Source organism: Pseudomonas lactis (assembly GCF_001439845.1).
Classification (GTDB): Bacteria; Pseudomonadota; Gammaproteobacteria; order Pseudomonadales; family Pseudomonadaceae; genus Aquipseudomonas; species Aquipseudomonas lactis.
On the sequence record NZ_JYLO01000012.1, the window covers coordinates 143,539 to 156,622 of the forward strand.

The 13,084-nt window shown below is 60.7% G+C and carries 12 protein-coding genes; 8 read left to right on the forward strand and 4 right to left on the reverse strand.

Annotation, left to right across the window (positions count from 1 at the left end):
* The first annotated feature begins 66 nt into the window (after window positions 1-66).
* Window positions 67-1,731 (forward strand): energy-dependent translational throttle protein EttA, encoded by a 1,665-nt coding sequence (ettA, locus tag TX24_RS21640; protein ID WP_014720011.1) that lies wholly within the window; start codon window positions 67-69, stop codon window positions 1,729-1,731.
* Window positions 1,732-1,797: 66 nt separating this feature from the next.
* On the opposite strand, the gene TX24_RS21645 is transcribed toward ettA, so the two are convergent.
* Complete coding sequence (locus TX24_RS21645) at window positions 1,798-2,727, reverse strand: LysR family transcriptional regulator (RefSeq protein WP_054896152.1); 930 nt, start codon at window positions 2,725-2,727, stop codon at window positions 1,798-1,800.
* A 95-nt stretch (window positions 2,728-2,822) separates the two neighbouring features.
* On the opposite strand from TX24_RS21645, the gene TX24_RS21650 reads away from it, so the two are divergent.
* The 7 genes from TX24_RS21650 to gdhA all read left to right on the forward strand — a co-directional run bounded on the left by TX24_RS21650 (window position 2,823) and on the right by gdhA (window position 10,788).
* Window positions 2,823-4,016 (forward strand): MFS transporter, encoded by a 1,194-nt coding sequence (locus tag TX24_RS21650; RefSeq protein WP_003194293.1) that lies wholly within the window; start codon window positions 2,823-2,825, stop codon window positions 4,014-4,016.
* 34 nt (window positions 4,017-4,050) lie between these two features.
* Entirely contained in the window at window positions 4,051-4,875 is an 825-nt protein-coding gene (locus TX24_RS21655) for a hypothetical protein (protein WP_032900882.1), read from the forward strand.
* A gap of 32 nt (window positions 4,876-4,907) precedes the next feature.
* Entirely contained in the window at window positions 4,908-6,125 is a 1,218-nt protein-coding gene (locus TX24_RS21660; RefSeq protein ID WP_057711060.1) for an MFS transporter, read from the forward strand.
* Between the two features lie 39 nt (window positions 6,126-6,164).
* Window positions 6,165-7,394: a pyridoxal phosphate-dependent aminotransferase gene (locus TX24_RS21665; RefSeq protein WP_057711061.1), complete on the forward strand. Its 1,230-nt coding sequence runs from the start codon at window positions 6,165-6,167 to the stop codon at window positions 7,392-7,394.
* Between the two features lie 24 nt (window positions 7,395-7,418).
* On the forward strand, window positions 7,419-8,264 hold the full coding sequence (locus tag TX24_RS21670; RefSeq protein ID WP_057711062.1) for a hypothetical protein: 846 nt from the start codon (window positions 7,419-7,421) through the stop codon (window positions 8,262-8,264).
* Between the two features lie 47 nt (window positions 8,265-8,311).
* Window positions 8,312-9,202: a phosphoenolpyruvate mutase gene (gene aepX, locus TX24_RS21675; RefSeq protein WP_044268765.1), complete on the forward strand. Its 891-nt coding sequence runs from the start codon at window positions 8,312-8,314 to the stop codon at window positions 9,200-9,202.
* A 248-nt stretch (window positions 9,203-9,450) separates the two neighbouring features.
* Window positions 9,451-10,788 carry an NADP-specific glutamate dehydrogenase gene (gene gdhA / locus TX24_RS21680; RefSeq protein WP_032895242.1) on the forward strand — a complete coding sequence of 446 codons (1,338 nt, stop codon included), beginning with the start codon at window positions 9,451-9,453 and terminating at the stop codon, window positions 10,786-10,788.
* Here the strand turns inward: gdhA and TX24_RS21685 are convergent.
* The 3 genes from TX24_RS21685 to TX24_RS21695 form a co-directional block, all read right to left on the reverse strand.
* Window positions 10,785-11,282, reverse strand: coding sequence for a GreA/GreB family elongation factor (locus TX24_RS21685; RefSeq protein WP_047711823.1), 498 nt, complete (start codon window positions 11,280-11,282; stop codon window positions 10,785-10,787). The genes gdhA and TX24_RS21685 overlap by 4 nt on opposite strands.
* Before the next feature lie 56 nt (window positions 11,283-11,338).
* A complete protein-coding gene (locus tag TX24_RS21690) occupies window positions 11,339-11,695 on the reverse strand; it encodes a hypothetical protein (RefSeq protein WP_032895244.1) in 357 nt (118 codons plus the stop codon).
* Window positions 11,696-11,893: 198 nt separating this feature from the next.
* Window positions 11,894-12,979: a type I restriction endonuclease gene (locus TX24_RS21695; RefSeq protein WP_057711063.1), complete on the reverse strand. Its 1,086-nt coding sequence runs from the start codon at window positions 12,977-12,979 to the stop codon at window positions 11,894-11,896.
* Between the last annotated feature and the right edge of the window lie 105 nt (window positions 12,980-13,084).

Genomic DNA, 13,084 nt, shown 5'->3' on the forward strand with positions numbered 1-13,084 from the left:
GCGCGGCGCATGGCCTGGCACGGGCTTCGTCCGCTTAATTCATCAGTCACTGACGCTAGGTTCACCATGGCTCAATACGTCTTCACCATGCATCGGCTGGGAAAAGTTGTTCCGCCGAAGCGGGAAATCCTGAAAAACATTTCGCTGTCCTTCTTCCCTGGCGCCAAGATCGGCGTGCTCGGCCTCAACGGTTCGGGTAAGTCCACCCTGCTGAAAATCATGGCGGGCGTCGACACCGAGTTCGAAGGCGAAGCCCGCCCGATGCCGGACCTGAACATCGGTTACCTGCCGCAAGAGCCGATCCTGGACCCGACCAAGACCGTGCGTGAAGTGGTCGAAGAAGCCGTCAGCGTGATCAAGGACGCCCAGGCCCGCCTCGATGAGGTGTACGCCGCCTACGCCGAACCGGATGCCGACTTCGACAAGCTGGCCGCCGAACAGGCCAAGCTCGAAGCGATCCTGCAAGCGGGCGATGGTCACAACCTGGAGCGCCAACTGGAAGTCGCCGCCGATGCGCTGCGCCTGCCAGCCTGGGACGCCAAGGTCGAGCACCTGTCCGGTGGTGAGAAGCGCCGTGTGGCCCTGTGCCGCCTGCTGCTGTCGGCCCCTGACATGCTGCTGCTCGACGAACCGACCAACCACCTGGACGCCGATTCCGTCGCCTGGCTGGAGCATTTCCTCCACGATTTCCCGGGCACCGTGGTTGCGATCACGCACGACCGTTACTTCCTGGACAACGTCGCCGGCTGGATCCTGGAGCTCGACCGCGGCGCCGGTATCCCTTACGAGGGCAACTACTCCGGTTGGCTGGAAGCCAAGTCCGACCGTCTGGCCGCCGAATCCAAGCAGCAATCGGCCCACGAAAAAGCCATGAAGGAAGAACTGGAGTGGGTGCGCAAAGGCGCCAAGGCCCGCCAGTCCAAATCCAAGGCCCGTCTGCAACGCTTTGAAGAAATGCAGTCGCAGGAATTCCAGAAGCGCAGCGAGACCAACGAGATCTACATCCCGGCCGGCCCGCGCCTGGGTGACAAGGTCATCGAGTTCAAGAACGTCACCAAAGGCTATGGCGACCGCGTGCTGATCGACAACCTGTCGTTCGCCATGCCAAAAGGCGCGATCGTCGGCGTTATTGGTGGTAACGGTGCGGGTAAATCCACACTGTTCCGCATGCTGATGGGCAAGGAAACCCCGGACTCCGGCAGCATCGAGATCGGCGACACCGTGCAACTGGCCTGTGTGGACCAGAGCCGCGACGACCTGGACGGCAGCAAGACTGTGTTCCAGCAGATCTCCGACGGTTCTGACCAGATCCGTATCGGCAACTATGAAATCCCGTCGCGCACCTACGTCGGCCGTTTCAACTTCAAGGGCGGCGACCAGCAGAAGTTCGTCAAGGACCTGTCCGGTGGTGAGCGTGGTCGCTTGCACCTGGCCCTGACCCTGAAAGAGGGCGGCAACGTCCTGCTGCTCGACGAACCGTCCAACGACCTAGACGTTGAAACCCTGCGTTCCCTGGAAGAAGCCCTGCTGGACTTCCCGGGCGCCGCCATTGTGATCTCTCACGACCGGTGGTTCCTTGACCGCGTCGCGACCCACATCCTGGCGTACGAAGATGACTCCCAGGCGGTGTTCTTCGAAGGCAACTACACCGAGTACGAAGCCGACCGTAAGAAGCGCTTGGGTGAGGCCGCTGCCCAGCCGCACCGTGTGCGTCACAAAAAGCTGGCCTGATGCTGCAATAGCCGCAGCAGCCTGTTGAAAAAATACCCCTCACGCAGGGGTATTTTTTTGCCCGCGTTACGCCGGGAGAGTCGTGGGCGCCAGCGCCGGGCGGCTGCGCAGCAATTCTTCGACCACTCCCATAAAGGCCTCGACCAACAATGAGCGTGATGGTGAGCGCGTGAGTATCAGCAGGTGTACCCAGGCTTCGGGGTCTGCCAAGGGGCGGTAGACCACGCCTTTCCTGGCCAGGGTGCGGGTGCACTGGGGCACCAGCGAGACACCTTGGCCTGCCGCCACCAGGGCGATGATCGAGGTAATCTGGCGCCCCGCTGGGCCCGGGCGTAGCGCCAGGCCGCGGCGTTGATACAGGTGCTCGATGGAGCCGTTGAGGCCCGAACCGTAATCGCTGGGAAACAGAATCAACGGGTACTCACTGAGCTGGGCGAGGGTGACTTCGTCCTGATCCGCCAGCGGGTTGTCGCTGCAAAGCGCTGCCACCAGCGGTTCTTGCCCCAACGACAAAGCCTCGACGCCGGTTTGCCCGGCCTCCGGCAGCAGGCGGCTCATGCCGACGTCGATGCGCCCGTCCAGTACGTGCGTGTGCAGGCTGCCGGAAGCGCTCTCCACCAGGGTCAGTTGCACATCGGGGAAACGCTGGGCGAAGGCTTGCAGGGTTTGGCTGAAGAGTTCCGACAACGCGATCGAACTGGCATAGCCTACGACCAGTTGGCCGGTCGAGCCGGCGGCCAGTTTGGCGGCGATGTCTTGTGCAAGCCTGGCGTGCTCCAGCGCCGCGCGGGCATAGGGCAAAAAGTGCTGGCCTTGGGCGGTCAGTGTGACCGTGCGGCTGGTGCGGTCGAACAGGCGAAAGCCAAGCTCGGTTTCCAGGGCCGAGATCTGCCGCGTCAGGGGCGGCTGGGCAAGGTGCAGGCGCTGGGCCGCACGGCCGAAGTGCAGCTCTTCGGCGACCGTCAGGAAGTAACGTAACTTGCGTAGATCAAGCATTCTGTTTCCTGGGTATTGATCGGTCCGAATTCGGTATTGGTGTTCCCTGCGCTGGGTATTCTATAAACATCCTCGACTATAAGACGAGAGGCCACATGAACCCGCGCATGCATCACGCCCGCTTCGCCGTGTTCCTGTGTGGCTGTGCGGCGTTTCTGAATCTTTATGCGACACAGAGCATCCTGCCTGCGTTTGCCGAAAGCTTCCAGGTGAGCGCCCGGCAGGCAGGGTGGAGCATCACGGTGACCACGCTGGCGGTGGCGCTGACCGCGCCGTTTGTCGGGCGTCTGACCGGACGTTTCGAGCAACGCACCGTGATTGCCGTGGCCGCGTTGCTGCTGGCGCTGCCGACGCTGCTGACGGCCTATGTGGACAGTTTTGCCGAGCTGCTGGTGTGGCGTTTTGTCGAAGGGATGTTGATCCCCGTGGTGTTCGCCACCAGCGTGGCCTATATCGGCGATCGCTGGCGTGCGGCCAGCGTTACCGAGATCACCAGTTTGTACGTCGCGGGTACGGTGCTCGGTGGGTTTGCCGGGCGCTTTGTCTCGGGTGTCATGACCCAATATGTGGGCTGGCGGGAAGCTTTCGAACTGTTGGCGGTGATCAGCCTGCTGGTCGGCCTGCTGATTGTGTGGCTGTTGCCGGCCAACCCGGTGGCGCGGCCCGGCGTCGCGGCCGTGGGCATGCACGGGGTGCGCCGGCTTCTGCGCAAACCCTTGCTGGCGGCCTATGGCGTCGGTTTCTGCGTGCTGTTCTCACAAGTCGCAACCTTTACCTATGCCGGCCTGTATCTCAGCCAGGCCCCGTTCAACCTGGGCGCCGCAGCCTTGGGCACTTTGTATGCCGTATTCCTGCTGGCGCTGGTGGTCATTCCTATTGCGGGGCGCTTGAGCAAATCGCGACCACAATCGCAGTTACTGACCGGCGCTGTGGCGCTCGGCATCTGTGGCTCGGCGCTGACATTGTTGCCGTCCCTGTGGCTGATCGTGCTGGGGCTGGCCCTGAGCTCGACCGGCGTATTCCTGGCGCAGGCATCCGCCAATGCGTATATCGCCACCACGGCGGGCCCGGACAAGTCTGGCGCCGTGGGGCTGTACCTGACCGGCTATTACCTGGGCGGCAGCGCCGGCGCCGTGGTCCCGGCCATGCTCTGGAATCAATGGGGCTGGCCGGGCTGCGTGGCGTTGGTCGCAGGTTTTCAGCTGTTGTCGCTGGCGATTGCCCTGCTGGGCTGGAAACCGGTAACGCCCCAGGCTCTGATCGCCGGACAGCGCGGCAAACCAGCCTGATTTTTCATCCAATAAAGGACTATGAGAGGTGAACATGACTAACACCGTGATCAAGCACAGCCAGTTGTTAAAGCTCATCGAACCGGTATTGAACGACATGCCGGCCAGTGCCTTGCGCCACGCGCTGTTCGAAGCCTTCTGGGCGCAGGAGGAGGCGTTGGTGAGTATCGAAGACGCTTTTGCACGGCTCACCTCGCGTCGGCATTCGCCGGCGGTACTGCGCAAGTTCTTCGCCAGTTGGTCCAAGACCAATAATTCGGCGGCCAGTGTGTCCGGCCTGGCCAACCGCATTACCTTGCTGGCGCGCTCCGATGAAGGCTCCGCCGCCGCCGCGCAGTTGTACCGCGCCTGCGGCAGCCTGCAACGCATCACCGATGAAGATCTGGGCGCGTTGGGCAACACCTTGCACGCAGACCTGTTCTACACCATGGCCACCGCGCTGTGCGGCGATGACCAGTGGATCTTGAAGGACAATTGCCTGCCCTCGGCGCAGGCGTTCAAAGACTGGACCGACACCCGCCGCCTGCGTGATCGCGACCTGCTGCAGGGGTTGCTGACCACGTTGATCCACGAGGTGTACACCCACGGCGAAGTGGAATTCATCCACCCGTTGTACTCGCAGTGGTTCGTGCGGGACATGGGCGTGCCGCCGGAGAAATCCCGTGCGACAGTGGCCTGGGTCACGGTGCACACCGGCGGTACCGAGAGCAACCATTTCGCCCATGCGGTGGCGGCGGTGAATGAGTTCACCACTGCCATGCAGATTGAAGTGGACCCCGCCACGGCGCGCGACATTTTTGCCCAATACCTGCAGCGTAAAGCCAGTGTGATGAGCGACTGTGCGCAGTTGCTGGGTTAACCCGGCGTTTTGCCTGAGAGCCTCTGACCCAGATGAACACCCTGAAGCAGACCGCAGCGTCATCGTTGTCTCCGCCTGACCCGGTCACCGTGCGTCGCCGCGCTCTGGTGGCCGGCTGCGGCGCGCATGCCGTGCACGACGGGCTGACCGATGTGATTTATGTGCTGTTGCCGATCTGGCAAGCGCAGTTCGGCCTCAGCTACGCCCAGATCGGCCTGTTGCGCGGTGCCTACGCGGGCATGATGGCCGGTTTTCAGTTACTGGCCAGCCGCGCTGCCGCGCGCTGGGGGCGTGAACGCTTGCTGGTAGGTGGCACGGCGTTGGCAGGCCTGGCCTACCTGCTGGCCGGCCAGGCCGGTGGGTTGGGCGTGTTGTTATTGGCGCTGCTGCTGGGCGGGCTCGGCGCGAGTACGCAGCACCCGCTGGCCTCGTCATTGATCACCGATACGCATGAGGCAGGCGGGGGTGTCAAACAAGCATTGTCGCAGTACAACTTCAGCGGCGATATCGGCAAGACCCTGATCCCGGGGTTGATCGGCCTGTTGCTGGCGGTCATCAGTTGGCGCGCCAGTGTCACCCTGCTGGGTGTCCTCGGGCTGCTGGCGGCAGGCCTGTTGTGGTGGCTGATCCCGGCACGGGCCGAGGCGTCGGCAGCACCGGTGAAAGCTACCCGTACGGGCGGCGGCGCCGGTTCTGCGAGCGGCCTGCGTGCGCTGATCGTGACCGGCACGCTGGACAGCGCCGTGCGCATGGGGTTTCTCACGTTCCTGCCGTTTTTGCTCAAGGCCAAGGGCGCCGGGCCCGCGGGCATCGGCCTGGCGCTGACGATGCTGTTCGTGGGGGGCGCCTTCGGCAAATTGTTGTGCGGTTACCTCGGTGCGCGCATCGGCATGATGAAAACGGTGTGGGCCACGGAGTTCACCACGGCCGTGCTGATCGTCATGGCGGTGTACTTGCCCTACGCCGGCTTGATGGTGATGTTGCCGCTGCTGGGGCTGGCGCTGAACGGCACGTCGTCGGTGCTGTACGGCGCAGTCCCGGACCTGGCAGGGCCGGGCAAGCGCGACCAGGCGTTCGCCGTGTTCTACACCGGCACCATCGGTGGCGGCGCCTTGGCGCCGGTGCTGTTCGGCAGCCTTGGGGATGCCACCGGTGTGCCCATGGCCGTCCTGTTGCTGGCCGCCACCCTGTTGCTGACCTTGCCGCTGTCCTGGCGGGTTCAGCAAGGGTTGGAGGCCCAAGCCCGGTAGGGCGAACGAACGTTCCAACGTGTTCTGGCAGGTATAACAATGAATAACAGTGAGCCCTCTGCCGTGTCATTGCCGTTGTCCCAGCGTGCGCAACGTCTCAGCGCACCCGGCACGTCCAGCATGCGCAGCAAAGCCAATGCCTTGAAAGAAGCCGGCGTCAATGTGGTCAACTTTGCCGCGGGCGAATTGTCCTTCGATGCCTGCCCGGTCATGCAAGCCGCCGCGGCCGAGGCGCTCGCCACTGCCCGCAACCGCTATACGCCGCCCATCGGCCTGCCCCAGCTTCGCCACGCGCTGGCGCAGCAGGTCACTCAGCGCTGCGGGGTGAAGTACGTCGCCGATGAAATAGCGGTGACCGCCGGTGCCAAGCAGGCGCTGTATAACACCGCGATGGTGCTGCTCAATCCGGGGGATGAAGTCATCGTCGCGGTGCCGTACTGGGAAACCTTCCCCACCCAGATCCAGCTGGCCGGCGGCGTCCCCGTCTATGTCGACACGGCTGCGGATGACTATCGCCTCACCTGCGCAGCGGTCCAGAAGGCCTTGACCCCGCGCACCCGGATGATTGTGATCAACACCCCGAACAATCCGACGGGCACGGTTTATCAGCGCGAAGAACTGCTGGGGATTGCCCGGCTCGCCTTCGCACACAGGCTTTGGGTGGTGTTCGACGAGTGTTACCGCAAACTGGTGCGCGCGCCCCACGAGCATCACAACATCGTGTCGCTGTTTGCGCCGCTCAAACATCAGACGGTACTGGTCGATTCGTTTTCCAAGAGCCACGCGGTTACCGGCTGGCGGGTAGGGTATGCGTGCGCGCCGGCCCCAGTTATCGCCGCCATGCACAACCTGCAAGGGCATACGACGTCCAACCCCAGCAGCCTGTCCCAATATGCCGCGCTCGGCAGCCTGATGGCGGACGCGCCGCACTTTACCCGCCAGGTCAATGCCTTCCTCGACCAGCAATTGCTCGCGGCCTGCACTTGCCTTGGGCATGTCGACGGCATTCGGTGCGCCCCGCCGGAAGGGGCGTTTTATCTGTTTATCGACGTGTCCCGCAAGTTGGGTGGCCGCTACCTGGGCACCGTTATTCGTGACGTCGACCACTTGGCCGATCTGTTATTGACCGAGGCCCATATCGCGGTGGTGCCCGGCTCTGGCTGTGGCGACGAAAACAGCATCCGCATCTCCTACGCCGTTGAGCGTGAAGCGCTGATTGAGGGCCTCACACGCTTCGCTCGTTTCATGTCAGAAATCGTTGCGCATTAACCCCACCTTAAAAGGATATGAGCCGTGGAAAATCTGAGCCGCCAATTTATCGGGTACGTGAACCAGGCGCTGGTGGATGTCGAGGACGGACATCTGGCCCAGGCCCTGCTCAGCGGTTTCAACAGTCAGACCGCCGCGCTGGACACGTACTGCGAGACCTATGTCGACATGACCTCCAGTAATTGGAGCGAGTCGTCACTGTGTACGTTCTTCTGTGGCTGGCGTAGCCCGGACGGCGCCGCCCATGCCGTGTCGAGCATCATCGTGCGCATCCTCCAGGAGTCGGCATCCTTGGCGGACGACGCCCGGTTGAAAATGCTCGAAGCGGCGGCCCATTGTGGGGAGATCATTGTCGAGGACATCGGGCTGGGTGAAATGCATGGGCATCCGCACCATTCCAAGCTGTATTACCGCATGGCTTCGGCCATCTGCGGCTCCGATGATTGGCGCCTGCAAGACAAATTCCTCAACCCGATCACCAAAGAATTCTCCGGTTGGGTGGGGGAAAAACGCCCGTTGGCGCCGCAACTCATCGAAGCGCTGGAAATGATGGCCATGACGGAGTTGTTCAATACCGGCGAATACAACCTGATGACCCCGCTGTGGAAACAGTGGTTGCGCGATGTGCGGGGCTATAGCGCCGGCGAGGCCAGCCGCGTCGCGAGTTTTCTCAGCGTGCATTGCGGCAGCGTGGAAGCACGCCACTTCAAGCATGCCGCAGAGGCGTTGCGGCTGTATGCCAGCGCCACCGGGCAGGCGGTGGATTACGCGCGTATCGCACGGCTCTCTAGGGAGTACGTGGCCAGGGCCTGTGAGCATCTGCAAAAGATGGCGTCGGTGCTCAAGTGCGAACAGCCCGCCTGGGATTGAGGCTGTCCGATAACCCCGTTGTGCCGCTGATAAGGAGCCTGAACCCTATGATGGATACCGAAGCGCGCCGACGCCCTCTGTCGGCGCTATTGGATAGCAACCGTTGCCTGCGCGTACTCGAAGCCCATAGCCCGATATCGGCGTTGCTCGCGCAGCGCGCCAGGCTGGAAATCAGCCCCGGGCATACGGTGGGGTACGACGCCATCTGGTCGAGTTCGCTGACCGACTCGACCCAGCGCGGGTTACCCGACATCGAAATTCTTTCGCCCAGTAACCGATTGCCGGGGATTCGCGAAATTTTCGATGTGTGTTCGCTGCCGCTGATCTTCGATGCCGATACCGGCGGCAAGGCCGAACATTTCGCGATTCATATCAAGATGCTGGAGCGCGCGGGCGTCTCGGCGGTGGTGATCGAAGACAAGTGCGGCCTGAAGAAGAACTCACTCTTGGGCATCGAGGTCGACCAGGCGCAGGAGTCCATCGAGGCCTTTTGCGCCAAGCTCCAGGCCGGCTGTGCGAGTCGCACCGGCTCAGGGCTGATGATGATTGCCCGGTGTGAAAGCTTGATCCTGGACCGCGGCATGGAAGAGGCGATGGCGCGGTGCCTGGCGTATGTCGAGGCGGGGGCGGACGGCATCATGATCCACAGCCGCAAGCAGGATGGCCTGGAAATCCTGGAGTTCGCCCGGCAGTTTCGCCGGCAGCGGCCCAAGGTGCCGCTGATTTGCGTGCCGACCAGCTATGTTCACCTGAAGTTCGAGGTGCTGGAGCGAGCAGGTTTCAACGCGGTGATTTATGCCAATCACATGTTGCGCAGTGCCTACCTGGCCATGCGCGATACCGCCGTCGGCATACTCGCCAATGGCAGGACGCTGGAGCTGGAGCCACGTTGCCTGGGCATCGACGAGATACTCGACCTGGTGCCGGGTACGCGCTAGTACCCTGCTCCCACATTTGATCGAGTACACCGGTCATGTGGGAGCTGGCTTGCCTGCGATAACGGCCTACCTGTTGGTGCAACACTCAGAGCGAAATCCCCATTTAAGGGCAAAAAAAGGCAGTTATTTATACTTATTGCACCATTTAATTTCACAAAGGCGACATTTTGCCCTGTCGCGGTGCGAAGCGAATTGATAAAGTCCGGCTCAATCTCTGTTTAACAACAATCAATTTGCCGAGACTTTTCATGACCGAATCCGTCGACTCCTTCCTTGCCCGCCTCAAGAAACGCGACCCGGACCAGCCGGAATTCCACCAGGCTGTAGAAGAAGTCCTGCGCAGCCTGTGGCCCTTTCTTGAAGCCAACCCGCACTATCTGACCTCGGGCATCCTGGAGCGCATCTGCGAGCCGGAGCGCGCGATCACGTTCCGGGTGTCGTGGGTGGATGATCACGGCAAGGTCCAGGTCAATCGCGGTTTCCGTATCCAGATGAACAGCGCCATTGGGCCCTACAAAGGCGGCTTGCGCTTTCACCCCTCAGTCAACTTGGGCGTGCTGAAATTCCTCGCCTTCGAACAGACCTTCAAGAACTCCCTGACCTCGCTGCCCATGGGCGGCGGCAAAGGCGGCTCGGACTTCGACCCCAAGGGCAAGAGCGACGCCGAAGTGATGCGCTTCTGCCAGGCGTTCATGAGCGAGCTGTACCGCCACATCGGTGCGGACGTGGACGTACCGGCCGGCGACATCGGTGTGGGCGCGCGGGAAATCGGCTTTCTGTTCGGCCAGTACAAACGCTTGAGCAATCAATTCACCTCGGTGCTGACCGGCAAGGGCATGACCTACGGCGGCAGCCTGATCCGCCCGGAAGCCACCGGTTTTGGCTGTGTGTATTTCGCCGAGGAAATGCTCAAGCGCCAAGGCCAGCGCGTCGAAGGCAAGCGGGTGGCGGTGTCCGGCTCTGGCAACGTGGCGCAGTACGCGGCGCGCAAGGTCATGGACCTGGGCGGCAAGGTCATTTCCCTGTCGGACTCCGAAGGCACCCTGTACGCCGAAAGCGGTTTGACCGAAGAACAATGGTCGGCGCTGCTGGAGTTGAAGAATGTACAGCGCGGGCGTATCAGTGAACTGGCCACACGTTTCGGCCTGGAGTTCCGCAAAGGCCAGACGCCTTGGGAACTGGCCTGCGATATCGCGCTGCCCTGCGCCACCCAGAACGAGCTCGACGCCGACGCTGCGCGCACCTTGCTGCGCAACGGCTGCCTCTGCGTGGCCGAAGGCGCGAACATGCCGACCACCTTGGAGGCTGTGGATATCTTCATCGACGCGGGCATCCTGTTTGCGCCGGGCAAGGCGTCCAATGCCGGTGGCGTGGCGGTGAGCGGCCTGGAAATGTCGCAGAACGCCATGCGCCTGCTGTGGACCGCAGGCGAAGTGGACAGCAAGCTGCACAACATCATGCAGTCGATCCACCATGCCTGCGTGCATTACGGTGAAGAAAACGGCCGCATCAACTACGTCAAGGGCGCCAACATCGCAGGCTTCGTGAAAGTGGCTGACGCGATGCTGGCCCAAGGCATCGTTTAAATCTCGGGTTCGACGCGTAACACTTCGATCAATTGATCGCCGACGGGGCGCTGCCACAGCACCTCGTCGCCCACCTGGGCGCCCAACAAGGCACGGCCCAGAGGCGAGCCCCAGTTGATCAAGCCCGCGTTGGCATCGGCCTGGTCTTCACCGACCAACTGGATGCGCTGCTGTTCGTCCTGCTCGTTGGCGAACGTGACCCAACTGCCGATCTGTACCTTGTCGGTGGACGTGGCCGGCACGACTACCTGGGCGCTCTGCACCCGCTGGTTGAAGTAGCGTAAATCCCGCTCAAGGTCAGCCTGGCGCTGTTTATCAGCCTGCTCACCTTTGGCGGCTTCGTCGCTGTGCTCCGCGTGTAAATGCGCCACCTTGGCCTGCAACTGCGCCAGCCCTTGCGCAGTCATGCGGTTGGGCTGCTCGCTGACCTGGCGCTCCACCGGCTGATCGGCCTGGGCCGCCGCGTTGTCTTCATTTACAAAAGCTCGGCTCATGGCGTTCTCCTTCCTATGGAAGTTGGGCCACATTCGCGGGCTGATCGTTCCCACGATCAGCGTGAGCGATAGGCTTTGGCGGCGTCGCGATCTTTTTCCTGCTGCCAATCGTGTTCGCGGTCGTCCCTGCGGTTTTCCTCGTAATCGCGCAGTTCCTGGCTCTCGCGCATGGCCTTGCACTGACGAAACCCATCTTCCCAACCTTCGGCGTATGGCCGGTCTTTCAGATAGCGCGGCACATTCTTGCGAAACTCCCCGGTAATCACCCCAGCGGCCTGGCGCCCGCTGCTGCAACCGTCGTCAAAACCGTCGGCGAAGGCCGGTGGATAACCTTTGGCCAGTAATTCCTGATGGGTTGACTGGCAACCCGACAACCCCACCACCGCGCACAGCATGACCGCATACCGCCACATGGCGTACTCCCTGGCCGTTTTACGGCTGATAAGGAGAGTCTAGAAGGGGATTTGTTGGGGCGGTGTGAAGAAAAGGTGAGAAGGGCGTTTGGTTCACTCGCCGTTCGAAGTCGACGCTGTACCTATGGAGATGGAGCAATCTGTCTCGCCATAGGTACAGGGTGTGGGGTTGCGCTAATACCAGCCTGCTGTCAGGTGTCAGTCGTAATAACCCACTGTCTTTTTCAGTTGATCGGCGTATTCGTAAATCTCATCGATGGACGAAATCGCATGCCGCGTTTCATTTTTTTCCTCGTCGAATATCCCGAGGTATTTCTGGCTGCGATTGAAGTGAAGACGGCAAATCGGCTTACGGTTGTTATCATCTAGCAGCACTCCAAAATAGCTCTGCGTATCCCTTTGTACGATTCGTTTTGCATCGACCACTGAGCGTACAACGGCCCGGACAATGTGATAACCCTCCAGCTCTTCCAGCGTCGTCAGGATTTTATCTTCTGTTTCATCTCGGTCTTGTGCGTCTGCCTTCGCGCTGTTTGTAACGGGTATTGATGCTAGCGAGGGTTGAATAACGCCGCTCATTGCGGACTTCAGACGATCGTTGATTTGATCATTCAGAAACTGGGCTAATGCTTTACGGGTCAGTTCGTAAAATTGCTCGCGAACCTTTTGTGTGATTACGCCCTCGTAGACACGGGAGGCGAAAAACTTCACAAAATCATCTTCTGGTTTGCTGACTTGGGTACCGATGAGCTTTTTCAATTGGCTGACGTATTTTAATTCCCCAGCAGCATTGATGATTGAGTCGACATCGAACGCTGATTTGGTGAGCTTGATCAGTTCAGGTACCGAATATTCATCAATATCCAGTAAGTCCAGTTCCAAAAACGGTTTTTCGTCCATTTTATTGGGGGCGTCCAAGTCGGTAAAGAACCTGTAGACCTGACCGTTGGTGAGGATGGAAATTCTTGCGCTTGTGACGTGAAAGTATCGAAAGAGCTGCGAGGCGTGATTAATACTCAGGGACTCGCCGATCTTTTTGCATTCGATGAGTATTTGCACCTCACCGTCCTTCATGATCGCATAATCGATCTTCTCGCCTTTCTTCGTTCCAACATCACAAACAAATTCAGGCATCACTTCCAGTGGATCGAACACGTCGTAGCCCAGCACCGTGTTGATAAAAGGCATTACGAAGGCATTTTTTGTAGCCTCTTCTGTTTGAATGGCCGGGCCTTGCAATCGAACCTTTGCTGCCAGACTGGTGAGCTTTTCAAAAAAATCCATAGTGAGCCTCTTACCTTTTCAGATCCGTGTTTAGGTTGATGGCAGTTTGATATCCAACCAAGACTAGACGCAAACCTTCATAAAGCTAGGTCATCAGGAATAAGT